This window comes from Geodermatophilus sp. URMC 61 (assembly GCF_052931555.1).
On record NZ_JBRFHZ010000002.1, the window covers coordinates 2,799,008 to 2,814,402 of the forward strand.

General features: G+C 74.6%; 12 protein-coding genes. 11 read left to right on the forward strand and 1 reads right to left on the reverse strand.

Annotation, left to right across the window (positions count from 1 at the left end):
* Positions 1-70: 70 nt before the first annotated feature.
* The 3 genes from ACU610_RS13005 to ACU610_RS13015 are packed head-to-tail and all read left to right on the forward strand — an operon-like array spanning position 71 to position 2,875.
* Entirely contained in the window at positions 71-847 is a 777-nt protein-coding gene (locus ACU610_RS13005) for a GntR family transcriptional regulator (protein WP_446768129.1), read from the forward strand.
* The gene (locus tag ACU610_RS13010) at positions 844-1,602 is read left to right on the forward strand and encodes an SDR family NAD(P)-dependent oxidoreductase (RefSeq protein ID WP_446768130.1); all 759 of its coding nucleotides are present in this window, start codon (positions 844-846) and stop codon (positions 1,600-1,602) included. Before ACU610_RS13005 ends, ACU610_RS13010 begins: the two co-directional genes overlap by 4 nt.
* 55 nt (positions 1,603-1,657) lie before the next feature.
* Positions 1,658-2,875, forward strand: coding sequence for an MFS transporter (locus ACU610_RS13015; protein ID WP_446768131.1), 1,218 nt, complete (start codon positions 1,658-1,660; stop codon positions 2,873-2,875).
* Here the strand turns inward: ACU610_RS13015 and ACU610_RS13020 are convergent.
* Positions 2,847-4,061 (reverse strand): CaiB/BaiF CoA transferase family protein, encoded by a 1,215-nt coding sequence (locus tag ACU610_RS13020; protein ID WP_446768132.1) that lies wholly within the window; start codon positions 4,059-4,061, stop codon positions 2,847-2,849. The genes ACU610_RS13015 and ACU610_RS13020 overlap by 29 nt on opposite strands.
* Positions 4,062-4,297: 236 nt before the next feature.
* Between ACU610_RS13020 and ACU610_RS13025 the strand changes: the two genes are divergently transcribed.
* From ACU610_RS13025 to ACU610_RS13060, 8 genes are all read left to right on the forward strand, one after another.
* The gene (locus ACU610_RS13025) at positions 4,298-6,850 is read left to right on the forward strand and encodes a glutamate--cysteine ligase (RefSeq protein WP_446768133.1); all 2,553 of its coding nucleotides are present in this window, start codon (positions 4,298-4,300) and stop codon (positions 6,848-6,850) included.
* Positions 6,831-8,621 carry an N-acetylglutaminylglutamine amidotransferase gene (locus ACU610_RS13030; protein WP_446768134.1) on the forward strand — a complete coding sequence of 597 codons (1,791 nt, stop codon included), beginning with the start codon at positions 6,831-6,833 and terminating at the stop codon, positions 8,619-8,621. Before ACU610_RS13025 ends, ACU610_RS13030 begins: the two co-directional genes overlap by 20 nt.
* The gene (locus ACU610_RS13035) at positions 8,618-10,522 is read left to right on the forward strand and encodes a S9 family peptidase (RefSeq protein ID WP_446768135.1); all 1,905 of its coding nucleotides are present in this window, start codon (positions 8,618-8,620) and stop codon (positions 10,520-10,522) included. The genes ACU610_RS13030 and ACU610_RS13035 overlap by 4 nt, the downstream gene beginning before the upstream one ends.
* Before the next feature lie 46 nt (positions 10,523-10,568).
* Positions 10,569-10,991: a DUF1810 domain-containing protein gene (locus tag ACU610_RS13040; protein WP_446768136.1), complete on the forward strand. Its 423-nt coding sequence runs from the start codon at positions 10,569-10,571 to the stop codon at positions 10,989-10,991.
* A 37-nt stretch (positions 10,992-11,028) separates the two neighbouring features.
* Positions 11,029-12,066 carry a glutathione S-transferase family protein gene (locus tag ACU610_RS13045; RefSeq protein ID WP_446768137.1) on the forward strand — a complete coding sequence of 346 codons (1,038 nt, stop codon included), beginning with the start codon at positions 11,029-11,031 and terminating at the stop codon, positions 12,064-12,066.
* A gap of 308 nt (positions 12,067-12,374) precedes the next feature.
* Positions 12,375-12,545 carry a hypothetical protein gene (locus tag ACU610_RS13050; protein WP_446768138.1) on the forward strand — a complete coding sequence of 57 codons (171 nt, stop codon included), beginning with the start codon at positions 12,375-12,377 and terminating at the stop codon, positions 12,543-12,545.
* A 681-nt stretch (positions 12,546-13,226) separates the two neighbouring features.
* A complete protein-coding gene (locus tag ACU610_RS13055) occupies positions 13,227-13,661 on the forward strand; it encodes a hypothetical protein (protein ID WP_446768139.1) in 435 nt (144 codons plus the stop codon).
* 194 nt (positions 13,662-13,855) lie between these two features.
* On the forward strand, positions 13,856-15,181 hold the full coding sequence (locus tag ACU610_RS13060; RefSeq protein WP_446768140.1) for an alkaline phosphatase: 1,326 nt from the start codon (positions 13,856-13,858) through the stop codon (positions 15,179-15,181).
* The last annotated feature ends 214 nt before the right edge of the window (positions 15,182-15,395 follow it).

Consider the following 15,395-nt stretch of genomic DNA (forward strand, 5'->3'; position numbering starts at 1 on the left):
AATCCTTGTCTACTGTTTACGTTTAGTGCGACGATCCCGTTGCCGGCCGTGGCGGGAGGGGGAGGTCGACGTGTCAGGTGCCGACCAGATCCACGCCGTCCCGTTGCGGGAGCACGTCTACGGGCGGCTCCAGGAGCTGCTCATCGCCCGGTCCCTCGCGCCGGGTGACCACCTGGTCGAGGAGCGCCTGGCCGCCGAGCTCGGGGTCAGCCGCGGCCCGGTGCGTGAGGCGCTGCAGCGGCTGCACCGGGACGGCTGGATCACGCTGCGGCCGCGCCACGGCGCGTTCGTCAACCAGCCCACCCGTCAGCAGGTGGAGGAGTTCTTCGAGGCCCGTGAACTGGTCGAGCGCTCCGCCGCCGAGCTCGCCGCGCAACGGTGCACCCCCGAGGACGCCGCGACGCTGCTCGGCATCTGCGACGAGGCCGACGCCGACCTGGCGCGCGGCGTCCCGTCGCAGCAGATGGCCGGGCACACCGCGCGCTTCCACCGCACCGTGCTGCTCTGCGCGCGCAACCACCTCCTGCTGGAGTTCGGCGAGCAGCTCTCCCAGCGCAGCCGCTGGTTCTTCGCCCCGCTGGTCGGCACCATCGCCCCGCGCGCGTGGGCCGAGCACCGCGAGGTGGCCGAGCTCATCGGGGCCGGCCGGGCCGAGGAGGCCGCGGCCGCGATGCGCGTGCACGTCGAGAGGTCCCGCGACTCCTACCTCGACACCCAACTGGTCCGGGACACCCCGTCCGAGCCGGTGGCGCTGCGCCGCACCCGGGCACCGTCGGGATCACGGGCCGCCGCGGTCCCGCACCGGCAGCTGAGCCGTACCCTCCCCGAGCGAACGGAGACCCTGTGAGCGCCGCACGAGTCGTCCTGGTGACCGGAGCCTCGAGCGGCATCGGCCGCGCCTGCGTGGAGGCCTTCCTCACCGGGGGCGCGCGGGTGATCGCGGCCGCGCGGCGCACGGAGCGGCTGGAGGACCTCCGCGCCCGGCACGGGGACGCCGTCCTGCCGCTGACGGTCGACGTGCGCGACCGCGCCCAGGTGTCGGCCGCGCTCACCTCACTGCCCGCGGAGTGGACTCCGATCGACGTCCTGGTCAACAACGCCGGGCTGGCGGCCGGCCGCGGGCCGATCCACACCGATGACCCGGACGACTGGGACCGGATGCTCGACACCAACGTCCGCGGCCTGCTCAACGTCTCGGCCTGCGTGCTGCCCGGGATGGTCGAGCGCGGCACCGGGCACGTCATCAACATCGGCTCCAACGCCGGCCGCGAGGTCTACCCCGGCGGCGCGGTGTACTGCGCGACCAAGGCCGCGGTCGAGCGGATCACCCGCGGCATGCGGATGGACGTGCTCGGCAGCGGCGTCCGGATCAGCCAGGTCGACCCCGGCATGGTGGAGACCGAGTTCTCCCTCGTCCGCTTCGCCGGCGACGAGGCCTCGGCCAACGCCGTCTACGAGGGGCTGACGCCCCTGTCGGCCGCAGACGTCGCCGACGTCGTCACCTGGATCGCCGACCGGCCGCCGCACGTCGTCGTCGCCGACGTCCTGGTGTACCCGGTCGACCAGGCCGGGTCCGGCAGGGTCGCCCGCCGCAGCTCGTGAGGCTGCGCTGACCGGAGGGCCGCCGCGGCGGCGCCGGGACTTCCCCGGCTGGCGGATGGTGTGGGCGCTCGCCGTCACCGAGACCGTCGCCTACGGGGTGCTCTTCTACTCCTTCGCGGTCTTCCTCGTGCCGATCCAACGCGACCTCGGCGCCAGCACCGCGCAGCTGTCGGGCGCGCTGACCCTGGCCATGGCCGTCACCGGGGCGGCCGCCGTCGGCGTGGGCCGCTGGCTGGACCGGCACGGGGCGCGCTGGCTGATGACCACGGGCAGCCTGCTCGGCGCGGCGTGCGTCGTCGGCTGGTCGCAGGTGCGCAGCCTGCCGCAGCTGTACCTGGTGTTCACCGGCATCGGGCTGGCCTGCGCGGCGGTGCTCTACGAGCCGGCGTACGCGGTCATCAACACCTGGTTCCGCCGCGACCGGCGGGCCGCGCTGCTGACCCTGACCGTGGTCGCCGGCTTCGCCTCCACCGTCTTCCTGCCGACGTCGCAGGCGCTCATCGACGCACTCGGCTGGCGCGGCGCCCTGCTGGTGCTCGCCGGGCTGGTCGCGCTCTGCGCGGTGCCGCAGGCGCTGCTGCTGCGGCGCGCGCCGGCCGACCTGGGTCTGGTCCCCGACGGGGCCGCGCCGACCGAGGTGGCCACGCCCGACGCCCCGGCCGCCGCCGCACCGGCGCCCGCGGCAGGCAGCGCGTGGCGGCACCCGGCGGTGCGCCGGCTGACCCTGGCCACGGCGCTGGAGATGCTGGCCACCACCGCCGTCGCCGTGCACCTGGTCGCCCACCTGCTCGACCGCGGCGCGTCCCCGGCGGGAGCCGCGGCGGCGGCCGGGTCGCTCGGCGCGATGTCGGTGGCCGGGCGGGTGGTGCTCACGGCGCTGGCCGGGCGGTTCGGCACCGGTCCGGTCAGCGCCGCGCTGATCGCCGGCCAGGCGGTCGGGGTCGCACTGCTGTTCGCGCTGCCGCAGCCGGTCTCGACGGTGCTGTTCGTGCTGCTCTTCGGCGCGGGCTTCGGCGCGATCCACATCGCCCGCCCGGCGCTGCTGGGCACCTACGTGCCCGCCGCCGTCTTCGCATCGGTCTCCGGCGGCCAGGCACTCGCCGGGCAGGCCGGCCGGGTGCTCGCGCCGGTGGCGGCCGGCGCCCTGATCGGCGCCGCGGGGTACGGCGTGGCGTTCGGGGCGGTGGCGGCCTGCACGCTCGCCGCGGCGGCGCTGATCCTCTCGGCCGAGCGGGCCGCCGCCCTCACGCCGGAGCGGGCCGCTCCCCGGTGACCGGCCGGGGGGTCCCGGCCGCGCGCACGGCGTCGTCGTCGAGGCCGAGGCGGCGCAGTGTCTCCTCCGTGTGCTGGCCCAGCGCGGGTGCGCCCGGGAGCACCGGGGTGCCGCTGCGCCCGAAGGTCCACGGCAGCCGGGCGTGCAGCAGCGCGCCCTCGGTCGGGTGCTCGACCCGCTCGAAGAAGCCGACCGCGGCCAGGTGCTCGTCGTCGAAGAGGTCGTCGACGGTGTTCACCGGCATCGCCGGGACGTGCCGCTCGCGCAGCACCCGCAGCCAGTGCGCGGTGGGACGGCGGGCGAGCTCGTCGTCGACCAGCCGGTACAGCTCGTCGATGCGGCGGGTGCGCCCGCGGATGGAGGCCAGCTCCGGGTCGTCGGCGAGGTCGGGCCGGTCCACCAGCCGGAAGAAGTCGCGCCAGTGCGCGTCGGTGTAGAGCAGCACCGCGATCACGCCGTCGGCGGTGCGGTGCGGCCGGCGGTAGGGCGAGGCCGTGCGGGCGTAGCCGGTGCCGTCGGTGCGGTCGGCGTACACCCGGGCGCCCTGCTGCTCCATGAGCAGGAAGCCCGCCATCGACTCGAACATCGGCACCTCGACGGCCTGCCCGCGGCCGGAGACCGACCGCTCGTGCAGGGCGGCCAGCACGGCGGCCAGCGCCATGACCCCGACGGTCTTGTCGACCACCTGGGTGCGCACGTACTGCGGCTCCCCCACCCCGCCCTGCACGGCGGCCAGCCCCGAGACGCCCTGGACGACGTCGTCGTAGGCCGGCTCGTCGCGGTACGGACCGGCGGAGCCGTAGCCGACGGCGGCGCAGTGCACGACCCGGGGGTTGCGGGCCAGCACCGTCTCCGCGTCGACGCCCAGCCGGGCCGCCGCCCGCGGCCGCATGTTGTGCAGGACCACGTCGGCCTCGTCGATGAGCCGGTCGAGGGCCGCGCGCCCGGCCGGCGTCGTCAGGTCGAGGACGACGGACTCCTTGCCCCGGTTGAAGTTCAGGAACGCCGGCCCGAGCCCGGAGCCCCGCTCGTCGGCGACGCCGCGGATGATGTCGCCCGCCGGCGGCTCGACCTTGACCACCCGCGCGCCCATCTGGGCCATGAGCACCGAGCAGTAGGGGCCGAGGAACGTCGACGTCAGCTCCACGACGGTCAGCCCCGCGAGCGGTCCGGGCGACGGCGGCACGGGCCCTCCCCTCCTCGGTCGGCAGCGGTGCAGGCAGCCTGCCAGAGCGCCGCGCCGGCGTACCCGGCCGAGGGCGCGAGCGGCGGGGTCCGCACGCACGTCGCTCGGCGCACCGGTACGGCCGGGACGGCGCCGGCCTGCCGTGTGCCGCGCACCGACCGGGGCGGCCTGGGACGTGCGGAGATGGCAACGTCGGCGACCCCCGGATGTGACCCGGATCTCGCTACCGTCACGGGATGGCCGCAGAGCTGACGCTCGGCGCCGAGGAGGAACTCCACCTCATCGACCTCGACCGGTGGGAGCTGTCGGCCCGGGCGCCGCAGCTGCTCAGCCGCCTGTCCAGCACGTCCTACTCGGCCGAGCTGCAGCGCACCACGGTCGAGACCAACACCGCCGTCGTCCACTCGCTCGACGACCTCCGCGAGGAGCTGCTGCGGCTGCGCAAGGAGCTGGTCGCCGTCGCCGGCCGGGAGGGCCTCGGGGTCGCCGCCGTCGGCACCGCGCCGTGCTCGACCTTCGCCGACTTCGAGCTCACCCCCACCGGCCGCTTCGGCCGGATGCACGAGCAGTACCGGCTGCTCGTCGACGAGCAGCTCATCTGCGGCACGCAGGTGCACGTCGGCGTCTCCGACCGCGACCTGGCCGTGGAGATCGCCCAGCGGGTCGCCCGCGATCTGCCGGTGCTGCTCGCGCTGTCGGCCAGCTCGCCGTTCTGGAACGGCCACGACACCGGCTACGCCAGCATCCGCACGATCATCTGGCAGCGCTGGCCCACCGCCGGCTCCACCGGCCCGCTGGCCAGCGCCGCCGAGTACGACGCGCTGCTGGCCGACCTCATCGGCTCCGGCGTCATCGCCGACGCCCGGATGGCCTACTTCGACGTCCGGCCCTCCTCGCACGCCCCCACCCTGGAGCTGCGGGTGTGCGACGCCTGCCCGCTGGTCGACGACGCCGTCCTCCTCGCGGGCCTGTTCCGGGCCCTGGTCCGGGCCGCGGAGCTGGACGTGGCAGCCGGCCGCCCGCACCGGCCGGCACCCCCGCCGCTGCACCGCGCGGCCATGTGGCAGGCCGCGCGCGGCGGGCTCACCCGCGACCTCCTCGACGCCGCGCCGCACCCCCGCCCCCGCCCCGCGGCCGACGTCGTCCACGCGCTGCTCGACCGGCTGCGCCCCCAGCTGGAGGAGCTCGGTGACCGGGACGCCGTCACCGAACTGGCCGAGACCGCCCTGGCCCGCGGCAACTCCGCCGACCGGCAGCGCGCCGCCTATGCCGAGACCGGCAACCTCACCGACGTCATGCGCCGGGTGGTCGAGGAGACGCACGGACCGGCCTGCGGCCCCCCGCCGGTCGCCCCGGTCCTGCACCGCTACCGGGCGCGCGCCGGCGACGAGGCGGTCGGCGCGGGATCGGTGCCGCGGCCGGCCTACCGCGGGGTGCTGGACGTCGTCTCGGCCCTCTCCCCCGACGAGGTCGCCCGCCGGTTCGAGCTGCGCGACACCTGGCTGGCCGAGCAGGGGGTGACCTTCCGGGTGGACGGCGAGGAGCGGCTCTTCGGCGTCGACCTGGTCCCCCGGGTGATCACCAGGCACGAGTGGCAGGAGCTGGGCGCCGGTCTGGTCCAGCGGGCCCGCGCGCTGGAGCTGTTCCTCCGCGACGTCTACGGCGAGCAGCGGGCGCTCGCCGACGGGGTGGTGCTGCGCGACGTCGTCCTCGGCTGCCCCGGATACCGTCCCGAGGCCGCCCGGCTCCCCGGCGACGCCGCCCGCGCGCCGGTCATGGGCTTCGACATCGTGCGCACCGAGTACGGCGGCTGGCGGGTGCTCGAGGACAACGTCCGCTCCCCCAGCGGCCTCGGCTACGCCATCGCCGCGCGCCGGCTGCTGGACACGGTCATGCCCGACCTGCCGCGCCCGCCCGGCCTGGCCAACCCGGCCGCCGCCTACGAGCTGCTGCGCTCCACGCTGCTGGCCCGCGCCGAGCCGGGCACCTTCGCGGCGCTGCTGTCCAGCGGCCCGGCCAGCTCGGCCTGGTTCGAGCACCGTCGGCTGGCCGAGGGCTCCGGGTTGCTGCTGGTCGGCGCCGATGACCTCGACGTCGCCGGCGGCCGGGTCGTGCACCGCACCGGCGGCCAGCCGATCGGCTGCCTCTACCTGCGCATCGACGGCGAGCTGGTCGACCTCACCGACGCCGATGGCCGGCCGGTCGGCGCCGAGGTGCTCGACGTGGCCGCCGAGGGCGCCGTGGTGCTGGCCAACGCGCCGGGCAACGGCGTCGCCGACGACAAGGCCGTGTACGCCTCGGTGCCCGAACTGATCGGCTACTACCTCGACGAGCGGCCGCTGCTGGAGTCGGTGCCCACCTACCGCCCGGTCGACGAGGTCGAGCGCCGGGCGGTCATCGAGCGGATCGGCGAGCTGGTCACCAAGCCGGTCGACGGCTTCGGCGGGCGTGGCGTGCTCATCGGCCCGGCGGCCACCGCGGCCGAGGTCGTGCGGCGGCGCGCCGAGCTGGCCCAGGACCCGGCGGCGTGGGTGGCGCAGGAGATGGTGCCGCTGTCCTCGGCGCCGGCGCTCACCGCTGACGGCCTGCACCCGCGGCTGATCGACCTGCGAGCGTTCGTCCTGCTGACCGACACCCGCACCGAGGACTGCCGGTTCGTCGACGTCGGCCTCACCCGCGTCGCCGCGCCCGGCAGCCTGGTGGTCAACAGCTCCCAGGGCGGCGGCGCCAAGGACACCTGGATCGTGGTCGAGGAGAGGGGATCCGCCCGTGTGCGGACTCGCCGGTGAGGTGCGCTTCGACGGAGAGCGGGCGGACGTCGCCGCGCTGGACCGGATGACGGCCTGCCAACGGCACCGCGGCCCGGACGGCGACGGCCTGTGGGCGCGCGGGCCGGTCGGGCTCGGGCACCGCCGGCTGTCGATCATCGACCTGTCGGAGCGGGGCGCCCAGCCGATGGTCGACCCGCACCTCGGGCTGACCGTCGTCTTCAACGGCATCGTCTACAACCACCGGCAGCTGCGCGTCGAGCTCGAGCGCGCGGGCCACTGCTTCTTCTCCACATCGGACACCGAGGTGGTGCTCAAGGCGTACGCGCAGTGGGGCACCGCCTGCGTCGAGCGTTTCCTCGGCATGTTCGCCTTCGCCGTCGTCGAGCACGCCACCGGCCGGGTGGTCCTGGCCCGCGACCGGCTGGGCATCAAGCCGCTCTACGTCGACACCCGGCCGGGCCTGCTCCGGTTCGCCTCGACGCTGCCGGCGCTGCTGGCCGCGGGCGGGGTCGACACGGCCATCGACCGGACCGCCCTGGCGTACTACATGACCTTCCACTCCGTCGTCCCCGCGCCGCGGACGATCCTCACCGGCGTGCGGAAGCTGCCGCCGGCGACCGTGCGGGTGGTCGAGGCCGACGGCACCAGCCGCGACACCGTCTACTGGCGGCCGGAGTTCACCCGGGATCCCGACCGCGCCGGCTGGACCTCCCGGGACTGGGAGGAGGCGCTGCTCGGTGCGCTGCGGACCGCGGTCGAGCGGCGGATGGTCTCCGACGTCCCGGTCGGCGTGCTCCTCTCCGGTGGCATCGACTCCAGCCTGGTGGTCGCGCTGCTGGCCGAGCAGGGGCAGACCGGGCTGGCCACGTTCAGCATCGGCTTCGAGGCCGCCGGCGGAGAGTCCGGCGACGAGTTCGAGTACTCGGGCCTGGTCGCCGCGCGGTTCGGCACCGACCACCACCGCATCCCGATCGACGACTCCCGCCTGCTGCCCGGCATCGACGCCGCCGTCGCGGCGATGAGCGAGCCGATGGTGAGCCACGACTGCGTCGCGTTCTACCTGCTGGCGCAGGAGGTGTCGCGGCACGTGAAGGTGGTGCAGTCCGGCCAGGGGGCCGACGAGGTGCTCGGCGGCTACGACTGGTACCCGCCGCTGGCCGGCGTCCCCCGGGAGGACGCCGTCGAGGCCTACTCCCGCGTCTTCTTCGACCGCCGGTGGACGGCGATGGGTGAGGTGCTCGAGCCGGAGTGGATCGTCGACACCGACGCGCCCACCGCGTTCGTCACCGAGCAGTTCGGCGCCCCGGGGGCGGAGACCGCCGTGGACGCCGCGCTGCGCAACGACACCACGATCATGCTGGTCGACGACCCGGTGAAGCGGGTCGACAACATGACGATGGCGTGGGGCCTGGAGGCGCGCGTCCCGTTCCTCGACCACGAGCTGGTCGAGCTCGCCGGGCGGATCCCGCCGGAGCTCAAGCTGGCCGACGGCGGGAAGGGCGTGCTGAAGCGGGCTGCCCGCGGGCTGGTGCCGGACGCGGTGATCGACCGCACCAAGGGCTACTTCCCGGTGCCGGCCATCCGGCAGCTCGACGGGCCGTACCGTGAGCGGGTACGCGACGCGCTCTGCGACCCGGCGGCCAGACGGCGTGGCCTGTTCCGGCCGGACACGGTGGAGCGCATGCTGCGCGAGCCGAACGCCAGCCGGACGACGCTCGGCTCCAACGCGCTGTGGCAGCTGGCGCTGCTCGAGATGTGGCTGCAGAAGGTGGAGGACCTGGCACGGTGACGACGCAGTTGGACGCGGCCCCGCGGAACGTCGAGGCCGCGGCCGCGCTGGCCGACGCGCTCGTCGACGCCTGGGGCAGCTGGGGGCCGAACATGACCCCGGACGCCCGGTGCGTCGCGTTCATCAGCGACCGCTCCGGCGTCCCCCAGCTCTACATCCAGGACGTCGTGCTCGACGGGAACCGGCCCGAGGCGCGGCACATCCGGCTCTCCGACGACCCGGTCGTCAAGGTCCGGTGGGCCGCCGACAGCCGGTGGCTGACCTGCGAGGTCGCCACCGACGGCGGCGTCCGGACGGCGGTGTGGGTGGTGCGGCCCGACGGCACCGACGCCCGCCGGATCGCCGGGGACACCGAGACCCACGCCGAGCTCGGGCCGTGGACGCGCAGCGGGCACCGCTTCGTCGTCACCTTCCCCGGCACCGCCGAGGGGATGCCGACGCGCTCCTACCTGGCCGACCCGGCGACCGGCCGGCTCGATCCGCTGGCCGAGGGCGCCCTCATCCACGTGCTCGACATATCGCTGGAGGAGCGGTTCATCGTCATCCGCGACGGCGAGCGCGGGCAGCAGTTCGTCGTCGTCGTCGACCGGCTCACCGACGAGGACCTCAGCGTCCTGCCGCACGGTGCGACCGGCTCCACCGACGTCGCGCTGATCCGGCCGGCGCCGGAGGACCACTCCGGGCCGGTCTACGTCTACCTGGCCTCCGACGTCGGCCTGCCGCGCCGGCAGCTGATCGGGGTGCCGTTCGGCCCCAACGGCTGGCGCGGGGAGCCCCGGACCCTCGCGGCCCGCGACGACGCCGAGCTGGAGTTCGTCGACGCCGACGACGCCGGCCGGCTGTTGCTGCTGGTGTGGAACGTCGCCGGGCGCAGCGAGCTCGAGCTGATGGACACGGCCACGGGCGGGCGGACCCCGATCACCGGCCTGCCCGGCCTGGTCGCCGCGGACCCGGTGCTCAGCCGCGACGGCTCCAGCGTGGTGCTCGGCGTGCAGGGACCCACCCGGCCTCGGGAGCTGTGGCACCTGGACACCACCACGCACGCCTGGGCCCGGGTCACCTCGGCCCCGCCCCTGCCCCGGCAGCGACTCGTCGTCCCGACGTTGGAGACCTTCGCCGGGCGGGACGGCCTGCCGCTGACCGGCTGGCTGTACCGGGCACCGACCCGGCTGAAGGACCCGGGCCCGGTGGCGCTGTACCTGCACGGCGGGCCGGAGGCGCAGGAACGGCCGACGTTCCACCCCGAGCACCAGGTGCTGGCCGCGGCGGGGATCACCGTGTTCGCGCCGAACATCCGTGGCTCCTCGGGCTTCGGCCGCGAGTTCGTGCACGCCGACGACCTGCACGGCCGTTACGCGGCGTTCGCCGACGTCCTCGCCGCAGCCGACCACCTGGTCACGGCCGAGATCGCCGACCCCGCACGCATCGCAGTGACCGGCCGCTCCTACGGCGGCTACCTGACGCTGGCCTCACTCGCCTTCTCCCCCGGCGTCTTCGCCGCGGGCGTGGACATCTGCGGGATGTCCGACCTGGTGACCTTCTACCGGGACAGCGAGCCGTGGATCGCCGCGGCCGCGGTGTCGAAGTACGGGCACCCCGAGCGCGACCGCGCCCTGCTCGAGGACATCTCGCCGCTGGCTTCCGCGAACCTCATCGACGTCCCGCTGCTCGTCGTCCACGGCGAGCACGACACCAACGTGCCGATCGGCGAGGCGCACCAGATCGTCGCCGCGCTGCGGGAGCTGGACCGGCCGGTCGAGTACCTGGAGCTCCCCGGCGAGGGACACGACTACCGCCGGGCGGACTCCCGCAAGCGGCTGGCCCGGACGACGCTGCGCTTCCTCACCGTCGCGCTGAACGGGGTGACCGACCGCGTCGTGGCGGCAGAGCTCACGGACTGATCCGTCCCGGGTTGCCCGGGACGGCGACGCGACGGACCCTCCCCCGGTGAGCGAGGACCCCTTCGACCTCGAGCGGTTCGTCCGGGCCCAGGACGGCGTGTACGAGCAGGCGCTGGGTGAGCTGCGGGCCGGCGCCAAGCGCGGCCACTGGATGTGGTTCGTGTTCCCGCAGGTGGCCGGGCTCGGGCACAGCCCCATGGCGCAGCGGTACGCGATCAGCGGCCTGGACGAGGCGCGGGCGTACCTGGCGCACCCGGTGCTGGGGCCGCGGCTGGTCGAGTGCGCGCGGGCGCTGCTGGAGCTGCCCGGGGACGACCCGGTGCGGGTGCTCGGCTCGGTGGACGCGCTCAAACTGCGCTCCTCGATGACGCTGTTCGAGGCAGCCGCGTCCGACGAGCCGGTGTTCGGCGAGGTGCTGGAGCGTCTCTACGGCGCCCGGCGGGACGAGGCGACCACCACTCGGCTCTGACGAGCGGGGTGGCGCCGACTCGACCACGCTGGGCGGCGTGAGCGAACAGAGCAGCGGCTCCGGCTACGTCACCTCCGGGGAGTTCAACCGGGACACCAACTACATCCCCGACCGGGTCACCGCGGACGGTTCCGACGGGTGGCCGGTGGAGGCCGGGCGCTACCGGCTCGTCGTCGCGCGGGCCTGCCCGTGGGCGAACCGCGCGGTCATCGTGCGCCGGCTGCTCGGCCTGGAGGGCGCGATCTCCATGGGCATGTGCGGGCCGACCCACGACGAGCGCTCCTGGACCTTCGACCTCGACCCGGGCGGCCGCGACCCGGTGCTGGGCTACGAGCGGCTGCAGGAGGCCTTCCTCGCCCGCTTCCCCGACTACGACCGCGGCATCACGGTGCCGGCGCTGGTCGACGTCCCCTCCAAGCAGGTGGTCACCAACGACTTCCTGCAGATGACCCTGGACCTCTCCACCGAGTGGACGGCGTTCCACCGCGACGGCGCGCCCGACCTCTACCCCGAGAAGCTGCGGGACGAGATGGACGAGGTCATGCAGCGCGTCTACACCGAGGTCAACAACGGCGTGTACCGCTGCGGCTTCGCCGGCTCGCAGCGGGCGTACGACAAGGCGTACGAGCGGCTGTGGACGGCGCTGGACTGGCTCGAGCAGCGGCTGTCCGGGCAGCGGTACCTGATGGGCGAGTCGATCACCGAGGCCGACATCCGGCTGTTCACCACGCTGGCCCGCTTCGACCCCGTCTACCACGGCCACTTCAAGGCCAACCGGCAGAAGCTGACCGAGATGCCGGCGCTGTGGGCCTACGCCCGTGACCTGTTCCAGACCCCCGGGTTCGGCGACACGACCGACTTCCCGCAGATCAAGGAGCACTACTACGTCGTCCACGCCGACATCAACCCAACGCAGGTGATCCCGCAGGGCCCGGACACGTCGAACTGGCTGACCCCGCACGGGCGTGAGGACCTCGGCGGGTCGCCGTTCGGCGACGGGACGCCGCCCGGACCGCCGCCCGAGGACGAGCGCGTGCCGGCCGACCACGGCCCCGGCGGCCTCGGCCACCGGTGACCCCAGGAGGCGCCGTCCACGGCCGTCCACCGACCCTCCGCGCTCCGGAGCGGCGGCGCGGCCGGTGGCACAGCCGGGCGGACGGCGTCGCCGACCGCTTGTCTCGCTCCCACTGGGGTTGGGGTGTCCACAGGCTGGCCACGAGGCGCTCGCCGGGCGCTTCCACAGGGCAGGCGCTCGTATCGCTGTGAGAGGTGACCACCGGACAGACGGTGATCTCTTGGAGTCGCGCGAGGAGAATGCGGCGACGCGAGGGGAAGCGTGCGTGCGAGCTTCCCCTCGTGCATCCCCGATGCCACGCTGCGGCCATGCCGGACAACAGGTATCGCCTCCCGGAGGACGAGTTCTACGCCAGCGCCCGGGTGCCGCTGGAGGAGCAGGTCGAGGTGCAGTCCGAGCCGGTTCCCCCGCCTGCCGACTGGCGAGGCGACCCGATGCCGTGGGTCGACGGCGGCTCCGGCGACGCGGACGGCGACTGACCGAGCCGCGGCGAGGAGCGGTGTGAGCAGGGTGGAGGCGGTCGTCTCTAGCCTGCGGTCACCGTCAACACGGGAGCAGATGTGACGCTCGCCGGCACAACGCCATGAGAGCGACGACTGCCGCCCTGTCACCCCGCACAGCGACACAAGGGGCAGGCGGTCCGATCGGGCAACAGCCTGTTGCGCAGTCGTCCAACAGCCGGTGGACAACTGCGCCGGTCAGAGCCCACCGGCGCCCACGAGCTGCCGCTGCCGGGGCGCCTGGCCGTCGTCGGCGATGAGGTGCTGGCGGATGCGGTCGGCCCAGGCCCGCTCGTCAGCGGGTTCTCGCACTCCAGACAGTGGTGTCCCAGCGCCTCCCGCCGGACGACCTTCGGCGTGAACTTGTGGGTCCTCTTCTTGTGGTCGGCCGGGTCGAAGCACCGGCAGCGCAGCCGTCGGTGCGGCGGCCGGCCGTAGGAGCCGTCGCGCCATACCGTCCAGCCCTCGTGCGCGGGGTCGCCGCACGCGACCGCGTCCCGCTTGTCCACAGGCACCCTGTCCCATCGGCCTGCCAGCCGATCTACACACAGGGTTGGGACAGAACCCCCACTCGGAGCGAGACGAGGCGGACCGTGTGGACGGGCGCCGTCCTGTGGACGGCGGAGCCCGCCGACACACCCCGCGGCGAGGGTCCTCGGCATGACGACTCCCCCGCTCGCCCAGGTCCCCGCCCGCTCGGCCGCCGAGCTGACCCAGCGCTGGGCCGACCTGCTCGACCCGCCGGTCTTCGCCGCCCGCAGCCTATGGCTGTCGTGGCTGCACGAGGACGGCACCACGCTGCCGGTGGTCATGCCGGTCGACGACGTGCCACGGGCGCCGGACCTGCCCACGCTGCGCGGACTGGTCCACCTGCACGAGGCCGTGACCGAGCACTCCGCCGGCATCGCCCACCTGGCGATGGCTCTGTACCGCCCCGGGCACACCGTGGTGACCGCGGACGACGACGAGTGGGCCGAGGGGCTGCAGGCAGTCCTCGACGACGCCATCGAGGGCAGCTGGAGCCTGCACCTGGCCGCGGGCGGGCGAGTGGTCCCCGTCCGCGAGCCACCGACGTGGCGGTGGCCGCTGGGATGACCCCTCCTCCACCCCGGCGGATCCACCGACGGCCACGGATCGTCACGGTGCGCACGTGATCCACAGCGGTGCGGCTCCGCCACGACGGGCGCGCCGAGCCCGACGACGGCAGGTCGACGGTGGACGCGCGGTCCTCCCCCGTCGGGCGCACGGTGCCGGAGCGGGAGCAGGGAGCTCGCCGCAGAGAGGGGACCATGTCGCACTCGTCACCGCACCGCCAGGCACTCCCCGTCTGTCTCACCGCCACCCTCGTCGGCGGCGCCCTGGTCCTGCTCCCGCCCATCGCCTCGGCGGACGGGGAGGGGCCGGGGCGCGGCTCGGAACCCGCCGGCGGCCACGGCCGGGAGGCCCGCAGCGTCATCTTCGTCAACGGCGACGGCATGGGCGCCACGCACCGCGAGGCCGCCCGGCTCGCCCACGAGGGCTACGACGGTCAGCTGGCCATGAACTCGCTGCCGGTCGCCGGGCTGCAGACCACCGATGCCCGCGACCCCGAGGAGGCCGTCACCGACTCGGCCGCGGCAGCCAGCGCCTGGGCCACCGGGGTCAAGACCTACAACGGCGCGATCAGCGTCGACGTCGACGGCAACCCGCTGCCCACCCTCGGGCAGGAGGCCGAGGAGGCGGGCCTGGCGGGCGGGATCGTGACCACCGCCCAGGTCACCGACGCCTCACCGGCCGCCTTCTTCGCCAACACCACCGACCGCGGCCTGCAGGACCAGATCGCCCGCCAGTACCTGGAGGTCAGCCGCCCCGAGGTGATCCTCGGCGGCGGCGAGGACTGGTGGCTGCCGGCGGGCGACCCGGGCGCCTTCCCCGACGCCCCGGCCGACGACCCCGAGGAGGGCAGCCGCGGCGAGCAGGGCGACCTCGTCGCCGCGGCGCAGGACCTGGGGTACGAGTACGTCTCCGACGCCGACGGGCTCGCTGCGGCCGAGGGCGACCTCCTGCTCGGGCTCTTCGCCAACGAGGAGATGTTCCAGCAGCGCCCCGAGGGCCAGGGCGACGAGTACGACCCCGTCGTCCCCTTGGCGGACATGACCGCCAAGGCACTGGACGTCCTCTCCCAGCACGAGGAGGGGTTCTTCCTGCTCGTCGAGGAGGAGGCCGTCGACGAGATGAGCCACAGCGACAACGCCGCGCGCACCCTGGAGTCGATGGCCGCGCTCGACGCGGCCGTGGAGGTCGCGCGGGCCTACGTGGCCGAGCACCCGGACACGCTGCTGATCGTGACCGGTGACCACGAGACCGGCAGCATGGCCATCGAGAACGTCGACGCCGAGGACGAGAGCGGCCCCGGTGGGACGCTGCAACCGGGCGAGGGCGCGACCGAGTCCGGCGAGGACGGCCCGTTCGCCATCCCCGGCAGCGACCTCCAGTTCGTCGTCGACTGGACCACCACCGCCCACAGCGGGGAGCCCACGCCGGTGACCGCGGAAGGGCCGGGCAGCGAGCAGCTGACCGGCATCTACCCGAACACCCACCTGCACGACGTCGTGCGGGAGGTCCTGCTGGGCTGACCGGCACGACCGCAGGGGCCGCTCCGCTGGGCGTCGCGGAACGGCCCCTGCGGACGTCTTGGGCCGGGAGTCGGCGGTGAGGAGTCCCCGAGGCGGTCGCGCAGTCACTGGTGGAACGCACCAGGCAGGTGCTCAGCGCGGCCGAGCACCGCCCGGCCGTAGACGCGGAGTCCACCGGAGGGTCGGCCGTCCAGCGGACGGCGGTGTATCTCAG

Bases quoted from the DNA above. Each gene is read 5' to 3' on its own strand.
- ACU610_RS13015 (WP_446768131.1), top strand. From the start codon at position 1,658: ATGGTGTGGGCGCTCGCCGTCACCGAGACCGTCGCCTACGGGGTGCTC.
- ACU610_RS13025 (WP_446768133.1), top strand. From the start codon at position 4,298: ATGGCCGCAGAGCTGACGCTCGGCGCCGAGGAGGAACTCCACCTCATC.
- ACU610_RS13050 (WP_446768138.1), top strand. From the start codon at position 12,375: ATGCCGGACAACAGGTATCGCCTCCCGGAGGACGAGTTCTACGCCAGC.
- ACU610_RS13055 (WP_446768139.1), top strand. From the start codon at position 13,227: ATGACGACTCCCCCGCTCGCCCAGGTCCCCGCCCGCTCGGCCGCCGAG.
- ACU610_RS13060 (WP_446768140.1), top strand. From the start codon at position 13,856: ATGTCGCACTCGTCACCGCACCGCCAGGCACTCCCCGTCTGTCTCACC.